This window comes from Asanoa sp. WMMD1127, assembly GCF_029626225.1.
Classification (GTDB): domain Bacteria; phylum Actinomycetota; class Actinomycetes; order Mycobacteriales; family Micromonosporaceae; genus Asanoa.
In genome coordinates this window covers 4,368,534-4,386,357 of record NZ_JARUBP010000001.1, presented here as the reverse complement: position 1 = coordinate 4,386,357, position 17,824 = coordinate 4,368,534, and the positions used below count along the sequence as shown (strand labels likewise).

At 73.5% G+C, this 17,824-nt stretch carries 17 protein-coding genes and 1 pseudogene; 6 read left to right on the top strand and 12 right to left on the bottom strand.

The features are described from left to right. Positions 1–33 precede the first annotated feature (33 nt). The 8 genes from O7635_RS20935 to O7635_RS20900 all read right to left on the bottom strand — a co-directional run bounded on the left by O7635_RS20935 (position 34) and on the right by O7635_RS20900 (position 7,988). Positions 34–894, bottom strand: a complete 861-nt coding sequence (locus O7635_RS20935; protein WP_278082143.1) for an RNA polymerase sigma-70 factor — start codon at positions 892–894, stop codon at positions 34–36. 45 nt (positions 895–939) lie between these two features. Continuing rightward, a complete protein-coding gene (locus O7635_RS20930) occupies positions 940–1,635 on the bottom strand; it encodes a cupin (RefSeq protein ID WP_278082142.1) in 696 nt (231 codons plus the stop codon). Then, entirely contained in the window at positions 1,632–2,528 is an 897-nt protein-coding gene (locus O7635_RS20925; protein ID WP_278082141.1) for a PmoA family protein, read from the bottom strand. Before O7635_RS20925 ends, O7635_RS20930 begins: the two co-directional genes overlap by 4 nt. Beyond that, positions 2,525–3,622 carry a Gfo/Idh/MocA family oxidoreductase gene (locus tag O7635_RS20920; RefSeq protein ID WP_278082140.1) on the bottom strand — a complete coding sequence of 366 codons (1,098 nt, stop codon included), beginning with the start codon at positions 3,620–3,622 and terminating at the stop codon, positions 2,525–2,527. The genes O7635_RS20925 and O7635_RS20920 overlap by 4 nt, the downstream gene beginning before the upstream one ends. Next, positions 3,619–5,289, bottom strand: a complete 1,671-nt coding sequence (locus O7635_RS20915) for an extracellular solute-binding protein (RefSeq protein WP_278082139.1) — start codon at positions 5,287–5,289, stop codon at positions 3,619–3,621. The genes O7635_RS20920 and O7635_RS20915 overlap by 4 nt, the downstream gene beginning before the upstream one ends. Before the next feature lie 13 nt (positions 5,290–5,302). Further along, the gene (locus O7635_RS20910) at positions 5,303–6,172 is read right to left on the bottom strand and encodes a carbohydrate ABC transporter permease (protein WP_278082138.1); all 870 of its coding nucleotides are present in this window, start codon (positions 6,170–6,172) and stop codon (positions 5,303–5,305) included. Beyond that, entirely contained in the window at positions 6,169–7,161 is a 993-nt protein-coding gene (locus O7635_RS20905) for an ABC transporter permease subunit (RefSeq protein ID WP_278082137.1), read from the bottom strand. The genes O7635_RS20910 and O7635_RS20905 overlap by 4 nt, the downstream gene beginning before the upstream one ends. 272 nt (positions 7,162–7,433) lie before the next feature. Beyond that, positions 7,434–7,988, bottom strand: a complete 555-nt coding sequence (locus O7635_RS20900; RefSeq protein ID WP_278082136.1) for a GNAT family N-acetyltransferase — start codon at positions 7,986–7,988, stop codon at positions 7,434–7,436. 81 nt (positions 7,989–8,069) lie between these two features. Here O7635_RS20900 and O7635_RS20895 point away from each other — a divergent pair, with 81 nt between their 5' ends. Then, positions 8,070–8,867 (top strand): TetR/AcrR family transcriptional regulator, encoded by a 798-nt coding sequence (locus tag O7635_RS20895; protein ID WP_278082135.1) that lies wholly within the window; start codon positions 8,070–8,072, stop codon positions 8,865–8,867. On the opposite strand, the gene O7635_RS20890 is transcribed toward O7635_RS20895, so the two are convergent. Then, positions 8,864–9,277 carry a hypothetical protein gene (locus O7635_RS20890; protein ID WP_278082134.1) on the bottom strand — a complete coding sequence of 138 codons (414 nt, stop codon included), beginning with the start codon at positions 9,275–9,277 and terminating at the stop codon, positions 8,864–8,866. The genes O7635_RS20895 and O7635_RS20890 overlap by 4 nt on opposite strands. A gap of 82 nt (positions 9,278–9,359) precedes the next feature. On the opposite strand from O7635_RS20890, the gene O7635_RS20885 reads away from it, so the two are divergent. The 3 genes from O7635_RS20885 (at position 9,360) to O7635_RS20875 (ending at position 12,233) form a co-directional block, all read left to right on the top strand. After that, positions 9,360–9,794: a MarR family transcriptional regulator gene (locus tag O7635_RS20885; RefSeq protein ID WP_278082133.1), complete on the top strand. Its 435-nt coding sequence runs from the start codon at positions 9,360–9,362 to the stop codon at positions 9,792–9,794. An 85-nt stretch (positions 9,795–9,879) separates the two neighbouring features. Continuing rightward, positions 9,880–11,634 (top strand): serine hydrolase, encoded by a 1,755-nt coding sequence (locus O7635_RS20880; RefSeq protein WP_278082132.1) that lies wholly within the window; start codon positions 9,880–9,882, stop codon positions 11,632–11,634. 14 nt (positions 11,635–11,648) lie between these two features. Continuing rightward, positions 11,649–12,233 carry a GNAT family N-acetyltransferase gene (locus tag O7635_RS20875; protein ID WP_278082131.1) on the top strand — a complete coding sequence of 195 codons (585 nt, stop codon included), beginning with the start codon at positions 11,649–11,651 and terminating at the stop codon, positions 12,231–12,233. Here the strand turns inward: O7635_RS20875 and O7635_RS20870 are convergent. Continuing rightward, positions 12,187–13,452 carry an MFS transporter gene (locus O7635_RS20870; RefSeq protein WP_278082130.1) on the bottom strand — a complete coding sequence of 422 codons (1,266 nt, stop codon included), beginning with the start codon at positions 13,450–13,452 and terminating at the stop codon, positions 12,187–12,189. The genes O7635_RS20875 and O7635_RS20870 overlap by 47 nt on opposite strands. A gap of 38 nt (positions 13,453–13,490) precedes the next feature. Then, the gene (locus O7635_RS20865) at positions 13,491–14,231 is read right to left on the bottom strand and encodes a hypothetical protein (RefSeq protein WP_278082129.1); all 741 of its coding nucleotides are present in this window, start codon (positions 14,229–14,231) and stop codon (positions 13,491–13,493) included. A gap of 83 nt (positions 14,232–14,314) precedes the next feature. On the opposite strand from O7635_RS20865, the gene O7635_RS20860 reads away from it, so the two are divergent. Next, on the top strand, positions 14,315–14,527 hold the full coding sequence (locus O7635_RS20860; RefSeq protein WP_278082128.1) for a hypothetical protein: 213 nt from the start codon (positions 14,315–14,317) through the stop codon (positions 14,525–14,527). 422 nt (positions 14,528–14,949) lie between these two features. Here O7635_RS20860 and O7635_RS20855 read toward each other — a convergent pair. Further along, positions 14,950–15,660, bottom strand: a pseudogene (locus O7635_RS20855) (hypothetical protein); the annotation flags it as partial. 232 nt (positions 15,661–15,892) lie between these two features. On the opposite strand from O7635_RS20855, the gene O7635_RS20850 reads away from it, so the two are divergent. Continuing rightward, positions 15,893–17,815, top strand: coding sequence for a SpoIIE family protein phosphatase (locus tag O7635_RS20850; RefSeq protein WP_278085541.1), 1,923 nt, complete (start codon positions 15,893–15,895; stop codon positions 17,813–17,815). The last annotated feature ends 9 nt before the right edge of the window (positions 17,816–17,824 follow it).

Sequence of the window (17,824 nt, the reverse complement as noted above, 5' to 3'; positions counted from 1 at the left end):
GCGCGCGCGAACCGTGAGCCGCTGTGGCCCGGGTCACAGACCGCGCAGCGCGCCGAGCTTCTCCGGGTTGCTGACCAGGTGGATCTCCTGCGCCCGGCCGTCCACGAGATGGAGCACGACGGCCGCGGCCGGCTCGTCGCCGGAGTAGACCACGACGCCCGGACCGCCGTTGACCTCCGTCAGGACGATCCGGGGCTCCGGCGGCATGCGACCCGCGAAGGTGATCAACGCCCGGGCCACCAGCTCGACGCCCACGATCTCCTTGCGCGGCGCCGGCGCCAGGCCGCCACCGTCGGAGACCAGGCGTACGTCCGGCGCGAGCACCGCCATCAGCGAGGCGAGGTCGCCGCCGGCGCTGGCCGACAGGAACGACTCGGTCACCCGCCGCCGGGTCGCCCGGTCGGTGTCGTAGCGCTGCCGCCGCGCCCGCACGTGCTCCCGGGCCCGGGCCGCGGTCTGGCGCACCGCCTCCGGGCTGCGCTCCACGATGTCGGCGATCTCGGTGTGGCTGTAGCCGAACGCCTCGTGCAGCACGAAGACGGCGCGCTCCAGCGGCGAGAGCGACTCGAGCACCAGCAGCATCGCCAGCGACACGGACTCCTCGCGGGCGACGTCGTCGGCCACGTCCGGCGAGGTCAGGATGGGCTCGGGCAGCCACGGCCCGACGTAGGTCTCCCGGCGCGCCGCGGCGCTGCGCAGGCGGTCGATGGCCAGCCGGGTGGTCACCCGCACGAGATAGCCCTCAGGATTGTCGATCTCGTCGACGTCGACGCCGCTCCACCGCAACCAGGCGTCCTGGACGACGTCCTCGGCGTCGCTCCACCGGCCCAGCACGCGGTAGGCGACCGCGGTGAGCCTGGAGCGGTGCTGGTCGAAGACCGTCTCGTGCCGCACCCGGCCGACTATAGGCGCGCCGTCACAGCCCGCGCGCACACCGGCTCAGGTCGGATAGGTGAGCAACCGCCCACACATGCCGTAGGTGGGGGTCGGGGGTGGGCCCAGGACGGTGAGACGGCCGTCGTGGAGGTGGTGGAAGCCGCCCTCGGCCAGGCGGGCCAGTTGGTGGCCCGTGGCGTTCGCGGCCGCGAACGGGCCGTTCTGCCAGCGGTCCCGCCAGGCCGGCAGTTCGTCGTGGACCAGGGCCGCCGCGCGTTGGTAGAAGGCCGCCAGCGCCTCCGGGCCGTCGCGTTCCACGGCCGCGCGCAGGGCCAGGAAGCCGTCGACCGCCAGGTCCTTGCGGCGCCGGGCGCCGGCGGCCGGGTCGTCGGGTGGGAGGGCCGCGGCGGCCTGGTAGGTGGGCGCGTCGGTCAGGTGGTCCGGTGGGAACGTGAGCACCGCGTCGCCCGCCTCGGGCAGGCCGGCGTTCTGCATCACCACCAGGATGCGCAGGCCGCCGTCGTTGATCAGGCGGTGCACCACTCCCGGAGCGAACCAGGCCACCGTCAGCGGGGTCAGCGGGGTCTCGGCGTAGCCGTCGGCGCCCAGGGTCTGCAGGCGGCCGCGGCCCTCCAGGACCACATAACCCTCCGTGCAGACCAGGTGCACGTGGGCCGAGCCGCCGGGCAGGCCGTCGGGGCCCGTCCAGTCGTACACCGAGAGGTGGGTGACGCCGGTGCCGCCGGGGAACAGGCTCATCCGGCCAGCCTCGCGCAGGTCTTGTGGTCGAGGTCGCCGTCGGCGACGACGACCCGGTAGGCCAGGCGCAGCGTCTCGTCCGGGCCCACCCGGCGCACCTCCGCGAACGCGGCCGGGCAGAGCACCGCGTAGACCTCGCTGCGGGCGAACCAGGCGGTGGGCCCGTCCTGGTCGGCCATCAGCAGGGTCGCGTGCTCGCCGTCGCCGTCGTGCCGGCCCGTGAACGCCATCCACGGCGCCCGCGCGCCGTTGAGCTCGTCGGTGCCCTCCGCGTCGGGGATGCGGACCGTGCCGCCGCTGAAGCTGCGTGGGCCGCGCCAGAACAGGCCGCTGTACGCCGCGCCCGCGCGACCCTCGGTCTCGGGGCTGCCGATGACCAGCTCGGCGCCGGAGGTGTTGCGCAGCGCGGTGGTCAGGTCGAGCCGCCACGCGTTGTCGTCCGGCAGCGCCACGACGTCCAGCGTGCGCTCCTCGGCGAACACCGCGCGGCCGTCCTCGGCCAGCCAGGTCAGCTCCTCCGTGACCCCCACGCAGGACGCGTCCGCGACCAGCCGGGAGAAGCCGTCGTGCCGCTGCGTGCCGTTGTTGGGCAGTTGGGCGTAGCCGCCGTAGGACCGCAGGTAGCTCGGGCCGCCCCAGAAGTTGTCGGCGCCGACGTTGGAGAGGGCCAGCGACAGGCCTTTGTGCCAGACGTGGTCGTGCGGCCGGTAGAGGCTGACCGGCCGCCCGTCGAGGGTCCACATCGGATGGAGGTAGGGCCGGGGTGACTCGCGCTGGTCGTCCCAGGGTCGGTAGACGTAGCGGAACAGCTCGCGGTCGCGCCAGCTGACCCGCAGCGCCCGGTCGTGCTCGTGGGTCAGGGCCAGCCCGGCGTGCCCCGGCTCGGTTGTCATGCCACCTCCTGCCGCGCGACGATCCGCCAGGGCGGTCCGCCGCCCTGCATCCGTTCGTGGAACGGCGAACCCGGGCCGAGGTCGCCCGGGCCGACCGGGTGGCCGGTGAACGCCGACGCGTAGATAGCCGCGACGAGCCGCATCGTCCGCCGCGCCTCGGCCAGCGTGACCGGTGGCCGCTCCCCCGCCGCCAGCGCGTCGAGCACCGCGGCGAACTGGGCCCGGTGCCCGCTCGGCACGCCGCGCTCCCCGCCGTGCCAGGCGCTGAGCACCGCCTCCTCGTGGCCGGCGACCGGGGTGACCCGCCAGGCGTCCTCGCCGTACCCGTAGAGGTGGGTCAGCTCGACCGTGGCCCGCGCGAAGTCGAACCGCAGGTAGCTCTGCTCGCGGGGCGACAGCACGCTGTTGACCACGCTGGCCACCGAGCCGTCGGCGAAACTCACGTGGGCCAGCGACAGGTCCTCGGTGTCGACGTCGCGGGCCTGCCGCCGGGCCAGCGCGCTGACCTGGGTCCACTCGCCGAGGATGGCCAGCAGCAGGTCCATCTGGTGGATGCCGTGGCCCATCGTGGGTCCGCCGCCCTCGGTGTCCCAGCGGCCACGCCACGGGACGTCGAAGTACTCCTGCGAGCGGAACCACGTGGTGTGGCAGACGGCCAGCAGCGGCCGGCCGAGCACGCCCGACTCGTGCAGCGCCCGCAGCCGGCGCGCGCCCGAGCCGAACCGGTGCTGGAACACCGTCGCCACGTGCCGTCCACTGTGGCCGGCCGCCGCCTCGAGCTCGGCGAACTGGCGCAGCGTCAGGGTGGGCGGCTTCTCGACGAGCACGTGCGCGCCGTACGCCAGGGCGGTGCGGGCCGCCTCGAGGTGCGCGCCGGGCGGCGTGCAGACGTGCACCAGGTCGGGCCGGGTCCGCTCGAGCACCCGGGCCAGGTCCGTCCCGGAGTGGGGTATCCCGTGCGTGGCGCAGAACGCGCGGGCCAGCGACCCGTCGACGTCGACGCCGGCCACGATCTCGACCCGGTCGCCGAGACCCCGGAGGGCCTCGGCGTGGATCCGGGCGATGGTGCCGGTGCCGACCAGCGCGACCTTCATCGGATGCCGGACTTCTGCAGCTGCTCGGTGAACTCCCCGCGGACCTTGTCGCCGCCCTGCGAGCGCCAGTTGGCGATCACCTCGTCGAGGTGGCTCAGCGGCTGCCGGCCCGCGATGATGTCGTTCTGGCCGTTGAGCACGAGCTGGCCCAGCGTCGGCTGCTTGCGCGACCACTCGTCGGAGAACAGGTTGTTGGCCACCACCGGGTCCGCCACCGAGGTGTCGATGATGGTCTTCTGGTAGTCGTACGACGCCTGCGTGGCCTCCGGCCGGCCGGGGATGAAGATCGTGTCCGGCGCGTCGACGATGTAGCGGATGCCCAGCGCGGTCTGGCTGACGCCGGCCTGGGTGTAGACGGGACCGCCGTTCTGCATGGTGTAGTGCGGGCCCTCCTGCCCGTAGCGCCGGAACAGCCACTCCGCGGTGCCGAACGGCGCGGCGAGGTAGTCGCAGAGCTTGAGCAGGTCGCGGATCCGGCCCTCGTCGGCCTTCTTGAACACGGTGAAGTTGTTGATCGAGCCGGCGCTGGACTGCCAGGTCGGCGCCCAGCCGCCACCGTCGTACTTCGGCGGCCGCATGCCGCTGATGGCGAACTCCGGTCCGGCGATGTTCTCCGCGTAGAACTGCGGCCAGGCGGTGTAGCGGTCGGCGGTCAGCACCGCCTCGCCGGCGTTGAACCAGCGCTTCACCGGGGCGTTGTTGGCGAAGCTGTCGGGGTGCACCACGCCGTCCTTGTAGAGGGCGACCACATCGGACAGCGCCTTGCGGAACTCCTCGGTCTCGACGACGTTGGTCAGCTTGCCGCCGTCCCAGCGCCAGCCGTTGGGCGCCCCCAGCATCTGCTGGACGAGGTGCATGAGGCCGCCGGCGTTGACGATCGCCCACCGGTTGGCCTTGGCGTCGGTGGCCTGCCGGCAGAAGTCCCGGAACTCCGCGAAGCTCGTGGGGTCGGGGTCGATGCCGAGCTTGGCGACGATGTCGTCGCGGCGGAACATCAGCGTCCCGGCCACGCCGCGGTGCACCGGCACGCCGTAGATGCCGCCGTTGTAGACGCACTGCTTCCAGGCCGCGCTCGGGATGTTGGCCAGGTTGGGGAACTCCTTGACCGCGTCGCCACCTAGGTACGGCGTGAGGTCCGTGCACTTGGCGGCCATCCACTGTGGCAGGTTGCCGATGCCGGCCGGCACGCCGTTGGGCAGGAACAGCGCCGGCACGATCAGGTCCGGCAGGTCGTCGCCGGTGATCAGCGTGGAGAACTTGGTGGCCATCTCCGCGCTGGGGGTGATGGTCAGCTGCAGGTCGGTGCCGAGCCGGCGGTCGAGCTCCTGCCAGAACGGGTTGTTGCCCTTGGGCGGCGGCACGGGCGAGCCGGTCAGCACGAAAGCGGAGACCGTGCCGCCCTCCAGCGGTGGGGCGCTGAACTGTTGGACGGGCGGGTTCGGGTAGGCGCGGAACGCGTTCAGCAGCCCGTTGGCGCTGCCGGCGAGGTCCGGCTTGACGACCGTGGACGGCACGTACGCGGGGAGCTTGACGTTCTGGTTGGCCGTGGCGGTGTTGTCGTTGCCGCCGCCGTCGCCACCGCAGCCGCCGAGCACGGAGCCGGCGGCCAGCGCGGTGGCGCCGGTGAGCAGGGTGCGACGGTTGACGGGTCTGTGCAGGTAGCTCATCGGGATCTCCTTGTCATCCTTTGACGGCCCCGACCAGCACGCCCTTGGTGAAATGGCGCTGGATGAAGGGATAGACGAGCAGGATCGGCACGATCGAGACGACCAGGATCGCCATCTGCAGCGCCTCCTGCGGCGGCAGGTCGCCGGTGCCGATCTGGTCGACACCGAGCTGCTGCTGGTTGACCACATAGGTGCGGAGCACGAGCTGGATCGGCCACTTGGCGGCGTCGTTGAGATAGAGCAGGGCGCTGAAGAACGCGTTCCAGTAGCCGACCGCGTAGAACAGGCCGACCACGGAGAGCACGGCCTTGGAGAGAGGCAGCACGATGCGGGCGAAGATCTGGCCGTCGGACGCACCGTCGATGCGGGCGCTCTCCACCAGCTCGGCCGGGATCTCCATGAAGAAGGCCCGCAGGATCACGACGTTGAACGCGCTGACCACGGCCGGCAGGATGACCGCCCAGTACGAGTCGATCAGGCCGAGCAGGTCGATGGTCAAATAGCCGGGGATGATGCCCGGGGTGAACAGCAGCGCGCCGACCACCACCATCAGCACGGGCCGGTGCGCGAACGATCCGGGCCGGCTCAGGCCGTACGCCAGGAGGGTCGTGCTGGCCAGGCTCAGCGCCGTGCCGACGAGCGTGATGAACACGCTGACCGCGACCGCGCGGGGCACCACGCCGCCGGTGAACAGCGCGCGGTAGGCAGCGAAGGTGACCTCGTCGGGGATGATGACGAAGCCGCCGGAGCGGACGATCTGCTCGCGGGTGGCGAGGCTGGTCGAGACGATGCCGACGAACGGCACGATGATCAGTGCACAGCAGACGGTCAGGAACACGCCCTTGAGGGCCCGTACGGGCACCGGTGTCGCCGAGCCCTTCATCGGACCTCCCGGCGGTAGAGGCCCGGCTCGCCGAACGCGTGCGCGAGCCGGTTGGCGCCGAGCACCAGGGCGACGCCGACGAGCCCCTTGACCAGACCGACGGCGGCGCTGACGCCCCAGTCGCTCTGCACGATGCCGTTGTTGTAGACGTAGGTGTCGAGCACCTCGCTGGCCTGGATGCCGACCGCCTGCTGCTGCAGGATGATCTGCTCGAAGCCCACGGTCAGCGCGTCGCCCAGCCGCAGGATCAGCAGCAGCACGATGACGCTGCGCAGCCCGGGCAGCGTGACGTGCCACATCTGCCGGAAGCGTCCGGCGCCGTCGACCGCCGACGCCTCGTAGAGCTCCGGGTCGATCCGGGACAGCGCCGCCAGGAACAGGATCATCGCCCAGCCGGCCTCTTTCCAGAGCACCTGACCGGTGATCAGCTCCTTGAACACGGCGGCGTTGCCGATGATGTCGATCGTGCCGAGGTCGTGCTGCCGCAGGAACGTGTTGATCGGCCCGCTACCGCCGAGCAGCTCGTTGAAGATGGAGATGACGATCACCCACGACAGGAAGTGCGGGAGGTAGAGGATCGTCTGCACCACCCGCTTGAGCCGCTCGGAGAGCAGGCTGTCCAGCAGCAGGGCGAGGGCGATCGGCAGGGTGAACACGATGCCGATCTGCAGCAGCATGATCACCAAGGTGTTGCCGAGGGCGGTCAGGAAGAGCGGGTCGCCCTCGGTGATCACCCGGAAGTTCGCGAAACCGATCCACGGGCTGTCGACCAGACCGAGGTACGGCTGAAAGTCCTTGAACGCGATGACGTTGCCGAGCAGCGGCAGGTAGTGGAACGTCAGCAGCAGCCCGAGGCCGGGCAGCATCGCGAGCAGCAGGAAGCGGTCGCGGCGCAGCCGGCCGGGCGGGGTGGCGCCGGCCGTTTCCGACCGCGGCGGTGGTGCCGGATCCTCGACCATGGCCGGCGTGCCACCCGTCGGTTGGCCCACCGTCGTCCCCTTCCCACGTGATCCGGACAGCCGCCATCGGCCCGGACCGCCGCACGCGACGACCCCGGCTGGCGCCGGCATGGTTCGTTCGAGAAGAGCCCCGATACATCTCGAAACTCTTCCGGAAGATTTCCCACACGCTACGATTAACAGCGGCGTACGTCAATGAGATGCAGTGGCGCAGTTCGATGTTGCTCCTCCTGTGTCCATCGTGGATCGGTGCTCGCCCAGTCGATCAGGCGCCCGCGAAACTTCCGGAACATCCCGGGAGATCAGGCCGGTGGCCGGCGCATCGGCCGGAGCACCGGACCGCCCTCGGGCAGCGGCAACGGCCGGCCGTGGTCGGTGAAACCGTGGCGCAGATAGAGCAGGCGGCTGCGCTCGGTCGACGCCTCGAGATGGGTCGGCAGGCCCGCGGCATCCGCCCGGCGCAGACCCTCCGCGAGCAGCCGGCCGCCGATGCCGCGACCGCGGGCGTCGGGCCGCACGGCCATCGACGCCAGATAGACGTGCGGTTCGTCGGCGACGACCACGGTCTCGTAGATCGCCGCCAACCGGCGCGCCCACGGAGCGTCGACCACCGGCACCGCCGGGTCGGGGCCTGGCCGGAGTTGCCACACCGAGACTCCGACGATCGCGCCGTCGGCCTGCTCGGCGAGCACGATCTGGTCGTCGGCGAGCCCGGCCAGCAGGGCGCGCAGCAGGGGCGCGGCATCGCCCGGGTCGGGGAACACCCAGGAGAGGACGGCCTCGTCGGCGAACGCGGCGAGGTAGGCGGGCAGCAGGGCATCGGTGGACCGGGCAGGCCGGACGTGGATGTCGGTCATGGCTCGAGGTTTGCCGGCCGGCCACCCGGGCCGGGAGACTTTTCGTCACACCGTCGCGCGTGACAAAAAGGTGGCTGCCGGATGGGATGCGTCGAATGCGGTGCCGGGCTCCCGCAGTCCACCGGACGGGGCCGGCCACGGCGCTACTGCTCGCGCGGTTGTCAGGGCCGGGCCTACCGGCGCCGCCGCGACCACGGCCGCACCGCGCCGGCCCGGCGCCCGGCCCGGCGTCCGGCGCGGGTCCGCGACGCCGAGGGCGCCCGCACCCGCGACGAGCTGATCCGGGTCGCGGTGCGGCTGGCCGACGCGGACGGTCTGGACGCCGTGTCGATCCGTTGCGTCGCGGACCGGGCCGGGGTCGCCGCGGAGGCGGCCTACCGCTGGGTGCGCAACCGGGACGACCTGCTCGGCGCGATGGCCGAGCGCGTGCTGGCCCGCGCGCGGACCCGTCCGGCGGGCGGGACCCCGCGCGAGCGCCTCGAGGGGCTCGCCCGCGCCGAGTGGTCGCTGTACCGGCGGCATCCGTGGCTGCTCGCCGTGCTCGCCCGCAGCCGGCCGCCGATCGGTCCGGCGGTGCTGGCTGTCGCCGACGCGGCCGTGGACGCGCTCGTCGACGCCGGCCACGAGCCACGGAACGCGCTGGCCGGCTATCTCGCGCTCAGCGGCTACGTGCAGGGCATGGCGTTGCTGCACGTCGCCGAGCGGGCCGAGCGCGACGCCGGCAGCATGCCCTGGGGCGCCTGGTCCGCCCGGACGTTCAGCCGCGTGCGGCGCGCCGGGTGGCTGGCCGCCGTGCAGGCGGGCTCCGACGCGGACCACGAGCTGGAACAGTGGTTCGCGTTCGGCCTGGCCCGCCTGCTCGACGGCCTGGTGGCCTAAACCAGGAGCGTGTTGGCCCGGCCCAGCACGGTGTCGAGGACTCGGCCGGCCGCGTCGAGGTCGGCCGCCGGCAGGTCGCCCCAGAGCCGCTGCTGGATCGGCCCGATGGCGGCGCGGACCCGATGCCAGCGGGCCACGCCCTCGTCCGTGGCGGCAACGGTCTCGTCGAGGCGCACCAGTCCGGCGGCCACGAGCTCGTCGAGCCGCCGCCGGCCCTCGGCGACGGGAACCTTGAGCGCCTCCGCCACCCGTCGCGCGGCGGCATCCGGGGCGGCCGGGCCGCCCGTGACGGTCAGCGTCAGCGCCACCCACTGCGGCTCGTCGATCCCGATGCCGGCGAGCTCGCGCTCGAGGATGGCGTTGAGGGCCTTCTCGGTGCGGCCCAGCAGTTGCGCGGTGAACTCGGTCATGGCGGTGGTCCTCCCGATTCGTTAGTGACACCAACGAAGTTAGTTCGTTAGTCCGACTAACGCAAGGGGTACGATCGTCGGCGTGACCGACCGCCTCCGCAACCTGCGCACCCGCCTGCTGTCCATGGCCGCCATCACGTCCGACCGCCTGGTCAACGAGGCGCTGGCCGGCGCCGACGCCCGCAAGTGGCACTACGCGGTGCTCGCCACGCTGGCCGAGCTCGGCCCCGCCAGCCAGGCGCAGCTCAGCGAGCGCACGGGCATCTACCGCAGTGACGTGGTCGCCGTGGTCAACGAGCTGGCCGCCCGCGACCAGGTCGACCGCTCCCCCAACCCCGACGACCGCCGCCAGAACGTCATCACGCTCACCGCCAAGGGCCGCCGCCAGCTGACCCGGCTCGACAAGGTCCTGGCCGCCGTCGAGGAGGAGCTGCTGGCCCCGCTCAACGCCCGGGAACGCGACCAGCTCACCCGCCTGCTCACCACCCTCGTCACCCACCACGGGCACCCGATGTGACCGCCCGGCGTTTCCCGCCACCACTGTCCGATTCGGAGCGATTAGGCTGACGGCGATCCTGTGTGCTGCTTCGGGGAGCCGGCCCATGCGATTCGCACGTCACCTGCGCGCCCTCGCGGCGATCGCCACCGTCGCGGCGCTGGCCGCCACTCCGGCCTCGGCCGTGGTCGCGCCGCCCGACGCGCCGCGGCCGCCGACCGTCACGGCAGCTGACATCCGGTTCGCGCGCCCGCCGCTGACCCTGCATTACGGCAGCGCGCGGGAGGCCGGTCTGACACCGCGGCACATCGCCCACATCCGGGACACCATCGCCGCGTACCTCCAGCCCTCACCCACCCACCCGATGTATCCGGGCGCGGTCGCGCTGGCCGGGCGGCGCGGGGTGATCGTCGCGCACGACGCGGTCGGTCACGCCCTGCGCTACGCCGACGCGGCCGGCGCCGACCTGCCGCGCGATCAATGGATCCCGATGCGCCGCGACACCATCTTCGACGTCGCCTCGATGACCAAGCTATTCACCTCGATCGCCGCGGTGCAGCTCGTCGAGGCCGGCCGGATCGGGCTGGACGCGCCGGTCGTCCGCTACCTGCCCGCCTTCGCGGCCGAGGGCAAGTCCGACATCACCATCCGCAACCTGCTCACCCACACCTCGGGGCTGCCGGCCGACCCGGAGCCGTCGCTGTGCACCTATCAGACCGACGCGCAGCGCTGGGCCGCCGTCCTCGGCATCAAGCCGCTCAACCCGCCCGACACGGATTTCCTTTACGCGGACACGAACATGATGGTGCTCGGCAAGGTGATCGAGACGGTCACCCGGCAGCGGCTGGACCGGGTCATCGCGGCCCGCATCACCACGCCCCTGCGCATGCGGGAGACGATGTTCAACCCGCCGGCCCGGCTCCGGCCGCGGATCGCCGCGGAGGAATACCAGCCCGGCCGGGGCCTGGTCTGGGGCAGCGTGCACGACGAGAACGCGTACTGCCTGGGTGGCATCGCCGGGCATGCCGGTGTCTTCGCCCCGGCCCGCGACCTGGCGACGCTGGCACAGGCCCTGCTCAACGGCGGCCGCTACCAGGATGCGCGGATCCTCTCCCAACGGTCGACGCGCAGCCTGTTCACCAACTACAACCAGGCCTTCCCGACGCACGACCACGGGCTCGGCTTCGAACTCGACCAGCGGCGCTACATGGGCGCGCTCAGCTCGCCGGTCACCGCCGGGCACACGGGTTTCACCGGCACGTCGATCGTCCTCGACCCGCTGGCCCACTCGTTCGCCATCCTGCTGACCAACCGGGTGCACCCGACCCGCGACTGGGGCAGCAACAACCCGTCCCGCGCCGCCGTCGGCACCGACCTCGCGATGGCCGTGCCGGTCCGCCCGAGCCAGGGGCCGACCGCCTGGTTCGCCGGCACGGCCGACAGCACGACCGCGACGCTGACGATCCCGGCCCGCGTGCCGCGCGACGGCCGGGCCCGGCTCGCCTTCGACCTCTGGTGGGACACCGCCGAGACCGACGCCGGCGCGGTCGAGGCGTCGGCCGACGGCGGGCGCACCTGGCGGCCACTGCCGTTGCTGTTGCGGGCGCCCGGCTACCGGTGGGCGACCGACGGCACGTTCGCCGGTTTCCAGGGCCGCCAGTGGGTGACCGCCGCCGCGACCGTCCCCGCCGGCACCACCCACCTGCGCTGGCGGGTGACCACCGGTCCGGCCCCGCACGGCCGCGGCGTCTACGTCGACGCGGTCCGGGTCACCGGCCCGCGCGGCCCGATCTTCGACGACCGCCGTCCCCGCGACGCCCACCGCTTCCGCGCGGCCGGCTGGACACCCGCCCGCGACTGAGTAAGGTCGCGCGGATGACGGTGACCGTGCGCCCGGCCAACGAGGTCAGCTGGGCCGACCTGCGGGCGGTGTTCGGCGAGCGCGGCGACCCGGCCAACTGCCAGTGCCAGTGGTTCAAGGCCCGCGACGTCTGGAAGATCCCGAAGCCGGAACGGACCGCGCGCCTGCGGGCGCAGACCCACTGCGGCGAGGCGGACGCCAAGGAGACCAGCGGGCTCGTCGCCTACCTCGACGGCGAGCCGGTGGGCTGGTGCGCGGTCGAGCCCCGGATCGCGTACGAGCGGCTGCTCCGGGCCCGGGTGCCGTGGACCGGGCGCGCCGAGGACAAGGCCGACCCCGACGTGTGGGCGGTGACGTGCTTCGTCACGCGGGCCGGCTACCGGCGGCGGGGCGTCAGCCGGGCCCTCGCCGAGGCGGCCGTCGACTTCGCCCGCGGGCGCGGCGCCCGGGCCGTCGAGGGCTACCCGGTGCGGATGGAGCCCGGCCAGGTCGGCGGCGGCGAGCTGTTCGTGGGCACCGTCAGCGTGTTCGCCGAAGCCGGCTTCACCGAGGTCAGCCGGCCGACGCCACGCCGGGCCGTGATGCGGCGCGAGCTCTAGCCGACGTCGCGGCGCCGTAGAAGACGATCAGCAGGACCGACAGCACCAGCAGACAGGTGCCGAGCACGCCGGCGCCGTAGCGGCCCATCAGGATGCCGATGCCCGACGGGATGAGCGAGCCGCCCAGGCCCGCGGCGCCGATCTGCATGCCGATCGCGCGGTCGGCGTGGGCCGGGCCGACCCGCTCGGCGGTGGTCAGCGTGAGCAGCGGGAAGACGGGGGCCGCGGCGAACCCGATGACGGCCAGGCCGCAGACCGTCACCCAGGCCGGCAGGGGCAGGGCCACCAGCAGCGCGCCGGCCGCCATCCCGAACAGGCTGCCGACCAGGATCTTCGTGGGGTTGACCCGCTCGGACGCGACGCCCTGCACGACCCGGCCGACGAACAGCATGCCCCAGTAGAGCGAGACGCAGACGCCGGCGACCGCGGCGCTGACCCCGCGGGCCTCGGTCAGCAGCAGGAACGCCCACAGGCCCGCACCCGCCTCGACCGCGACGTAGACGGCGAACGCCAGCACCCCCAGCCAGACCGCGGGGATGGCCAGCGTCTCGCGGGTGCGTACCTTCGTGGCCGGTTTGACCGCGACCGCCGTCGCCACCGCGTCGCCGACCGGGACGGAGACCTCTGGCGGCGGAGGGCCCACCTCGCCGTGCCGGACCCAGCGCCGCACGGTCACGAAGAACGCCAGCGCCAGGCCGGCCTGGGCGGACGCGACGATGCCGTACCCCCAGCGCCAGCTCAGGCCGCCGCTGATCACCGCCGTCATGATCAGCGGACCGATCGCGACGCCGAGGCCGAAGAACGCGTGCAGCCAGTTCATGTGCTTGGCGCCGAACGCCGCGGCCGCGTAGGCGTTGAGCCCCGAGTCGATGGCGCCACCGCCGAAGCCGGCGAGGAGGGCGAACGGCACCATCACGGCGTACGCCGGGGAGATCGCGTAGCCGGCCAGGGCGGCGCTGGCGGCGGCGGTGCTGAACGCCAGCAGCCAGCCCACGCCGACCCGTGCGATCGTGAAGCCCGCGGCCACGCTGGAGATGAAGTAACCGGTCGTCGAGGCGATCAGCAGGAGGCCGACCGCCTCGGTGGCGACCTTGAAGTCGCCGGCGATCGACGGCCAGGCCACGCCGAGCAGGCCGTCGGGCAGGCCGAGGCTGATGAACGCGAAGTACGCGAGCAGCAGCAGGGACATGCGGATCGGCCGGGCCGAGGGGGTCGTCACCGGGCGATGATAAAGATGAGAGCGCTTTCCGTGCGCGGTCAGGCCCGGGCGAGGACCAGGCTCGACACCCCGGCCGCCACGTCGACGTCGTAACGGTCGCCGGCCGACGCCCAGCCCGTACCCTCGATCACCGTGTTGCCCGGAATGCCCGTGCGGGCGACACCGTCGACGACCACGCTGCCCGCTCCCCCGCCGACCCGCACCCGGGCCGGCGCGTCGCCCGTCACCTGGATCCGGAACTCGCCGGCGCCGCCGGTCATCCGGACCGGCACGGTGCCGCGCGGTGCTGGCAAAGTGAGCGCGATCCGCCCGGCGCCGGCCACGAACTCGACACCGGAGACCGCGCCGCCGCGCAGGTCGATCTCCTCCTGCTGCGCGCCGCCACCGAGCCGCAGGTGCCAGCGGACCGCCCGGTGCAGGGTGACCTCGACGTCGGCCGGGCCCCCGAGGCCGGTGCCCTGGGTGACCAGCCGCAGGTCGGCGCCGTCGCGGGCGATCCAGGGCGCGACCGAGGCGTCGTCGGGCGTGCGCACGCGGTAGAGGTCGCCGCCCAGGTCGGCCACGCGGACCGTGACCGTCGTGACGCCGCTGGCCAGCTCGAACGTGGCCGCGTCGAGGCCGGCCCGCGGACCGGTGACGGTGTGGTCGAGCGGCGCCGCGCCACGGGCCGGCTCGGCCGCCCAGTGCGGTCGCGGCCGCGCCGGGCCGGGGGCGGTGCAGGCCGCCAGGAGCAGGAGGGCACCCATCAGTGGTACGGCGGCCCGCCTCAACCGGGTCATCCGCGGCCTCCTCGCACGAGTCGGGCAAACTTCGGCCGAACGGCCGACTGGTGCATCCGGGGTCGCCAGGCAGACTTGCGAAAATGCGCGAGACGACCCCAAGCATCCTTACGGTCAGCCAGCGCCGGTTCGCCTGGCTCGCCTTCCTGGCGATCGCCGTTCAAGCGCCGATCTCGGCCCACCTCCTGCAAGACGACTCCTGGCTGCTCAGCATTCTCGTCGGCATGATGATCGGGACATTGATTCTGGTCGACGACGCGCAGCGGCGCCAGCCGGTCGCCGACAGCGTCGAGTAGCGACCGACCGGCGCCGCTCCCGCTCAGGAGTCCTTGCCGTCGCGCGGCCGGATCACCTGCGTCTGTTCCGCCGTGTCGGTGTCGGTCACCGGCGTCTCGCGAGTGGGCGTCGGGTCGGCCACCGCCGGCGCGCCCTGGGCGGGCGTGGGCTCGTCGAGCCGCTCCGCACCCATGCCGGGCACGATGTGCATCTCGTCCGGCCGCGGGATCACCTGCGTCTGCTCGGCCTCGGAGCTGATCACGGCGGTGTCGGCCCGGTCGACCTGGGCCGCCTGCCGGCGGTCCTCCTCGAGCCGCGCCGCCTCCAGCCGGGCCGCCTCGGCCCGCTCCGCCTCGACCCGTTCGGCCGCGACCCGGTCCGCCTCCCGGCGCGCGGCCGCCTCGGCGGCGGCCCGCTCGGCCGCGGCCGCCTCCTCGACGCGCCGCTGCTCCGCCGCCGCCTTCTCGGCCTGGAACGCCTGCGCGCGCTCGCGGATCACCGCCGACTCGGCGGCCACCCGGTCGAGCCAGCGCTCCCAGCGTGACTGCATGGGCCGGATCAGCCCGCCGCCGACGCCGACGATCAGGATGCCGGCGATCGTGGCGAGGACGGCCACCAGCACCGGCGTGGTCACGGTGGTGGCGATGCCGACCTGGTTCAGGGCCGCGATCACGCCGAGGCCGACGATGAACACCCAGACCACGGTCGCGATCAGCCGGCCGTACGAGAGCCCGCCGAGCGCGCCGGAGATCAGGTCGCGGACCGCGCTGGCGATCGCGGTGGCCACCACGACGATGACGATCGCGACGAACGCCTTCGGCAGCCAGCCGACCACCGCGGAGATCAGGTCGCTGATCGGGTTGGGACCCCAGACGCCGAACGCGAGCTGGAGGGCGAACAGCAGGATCGCGTAGTAGACCAGCCGGGCCAGGATGTCGCTGGCGTCGTAGCGCGATCGCTCCAGCCGCCGGCCGATGCCGGACCGCTCCACCGCCCGGTCGAAGCCGACCCTGGTGAGCAGCGCGTCGACCAACTTCCGGACGACGCGCGCGATCAGGTAGCCGACCAGCAGGATCGCCAGGAAGGCCAGCGCCTTCGGGACGAAGAGCAGCACAGACCGCCACATGTCGGTGAGGGCGGCGCCGATGTCCATGTCAGACCTTCCGTCGGGGTGGATGTCAGCGGACGGCAATACCCGAACCGGCCTCGCGGCAATCCCCGGCAGCCGCCGCCGCGCCGCCCGGGCCACCGGCGGTTACGCTGCTGGCATGCCAGGCTCCGGTGCGTCGTCGCCGCCACCGGCGGGCACGCCCGCGCTGCCGACCGACGGCTGGGATCCGGGCCTGCTCGCAGTGGTCGACCTCGTGCTGGGCTCACCCGTGGCGATGGCCTTCCTGCACGGTGACCGGCTGCGACTGATCTACAACGACGCGTACGGGCAGCTGCTCGGCGACCGCCATCCCGACGCCTACGGCTCGCCGGCCGGTGAGGTGTTCGGCGCCGCCTGGGACGGTCCCGCCGGGGCGGCCGTCCGCGAGGCCCTGCACACCGGGTACGTGCCCCGTGACCAGGAGTGGCCGGCCGGCGACGGCACCGAGCCGGACCCGGCGCTGCCGACCCGCGGGCTCTCCGCAGTGCGCGACGGCACGGGCCGGATCGCCGGCGTGCTGGTCGTCGCGGCCGAGCCGGTCCCCGTCGCGCACCGGCTCCAGGGGCTCAGCGAGCTCGCCGAGGCGCTGGCCGGCACGCTCACCCTGGACGAGGTGGCCCGGGTGGCGTTGCGCTACGGGCTCTCCTTCACCGACGTGCACCAGGTGGCGTTCGGGGTCGACGACGGCGACGACTGGCGGGTGGTCCGCCGGGTTCGCGGCGACGTGCTCGACGACGCCGACGAACGGCTCCCGCCGGTGTGGCGCCGCATCGCGGCCGACTCCGGCTCTCCGCTCGCGGTGGCGGCCGGCGCGGGGCTCGCCCGGTTCACTGCCGACGGCCAGCCGCTACGCGACGCCGCTCAGGACCGGCACGACGAGAAGGTGCGCGCACTGGCCGCGCTCCCCCTGCGCACGCCGTCGTTGCGGGGCGCCCTCACCGTCGGGCGGCACGACCAGCACCCGTGGTCGCCGGCCGAGCGGGCGCTGCTCACCGCGGCGGCCAAGCTGGTCGCACAGGCGGCCGAGCGGGCCCGCCGGTTCGAGAACCAGCACGGCACCGCCCAGTTGCTCCAGCGCAGCATGCTGCCGGAGAACCTGCCCGACGACCCACGCTTCCGGCTGGCCGCCCGCTACGACCCCGGCGTCGACGGCAACGCGGCCGGCGGTGACTTCTACGACGCGTTCGCGCTGCCCGGCGACCGGCTGGCGGTGGTGCTCGGCGACGTGGCCGGGCACGACGTGCGGGCGGCGGCGCTGATGGGTCAGGTGCGGGCCGCGCTGCGCGCCCTGGCGCTGGCCGATTCCGCGCCGACCAGCGTGCTGACCGGCCTCGACCGGCTGGTGGCGAGCCTGGGCGCCGAGGCCCGCACCGACGAGCTGTTCGTCACGGTGGCCTACGCGGTGCTCGAGCGCGACGGCACGCTGACCGTGTCGACCGCCGGCCACCCGCCGCCGCTGGTCCGGCACGCGGCCGGCGGCGCCGACTATCTCGACGTGCCGGCCGGCACCCCGCTCGGCCTCGGCGGCGCCCGGCGTTCCGTGGTGGCCCGGCTGCGGCCCGGCGACACGCTGCTGATGTTCAGCGACGGCGTCGTCGAGCGACGCGGCCTCGACGTGGGCGCCGGGCTGGAGAAGGTGGCGGCGACCGTGGCCGCGGCCAGCGGCGGCGACCCGCGCACGCTGTGCGCCGTCGCCACGTCCGCCGTCGGCGGCACCACCGACGACGACGTCGCGGTGCTCGCGGTCGAGCACGCGACCGCGCCCAGCCGGTCGGCCGGCATGGAGATCCCCGCGGAGCCGACCGCGCCGGGCCGGGTCCGCCACTGGATGTCGGCCCAGCTGACCGCCTGGAACGTGCCGGAGCAGGTGATCGGCGCGGCTGTGCTGTGCGCCAGCGAGCTGGCCACCAACGCGTTGCTGCACGCCGGCACGGCCGCGCGGGTCCAGGTCGACCTGAGCGCCGAGCGGCTGCTGGTGGCGGTCTCCGACAGCGGCACCCGCGGCTCGGTCACCCGGGCCCACGCGGAGACGCTGAGCAGCCGCGGCCGCGGCCTGGGGCTGATCGAGGAGCTGAGTGACGCCTGGGGCACGGACCCCGCGGTGCGCGGTTCGACCGTTTGGTTCGAGATCGGGCTGCGTGCTTCGAACGGCGGCTAGCGGGGTATC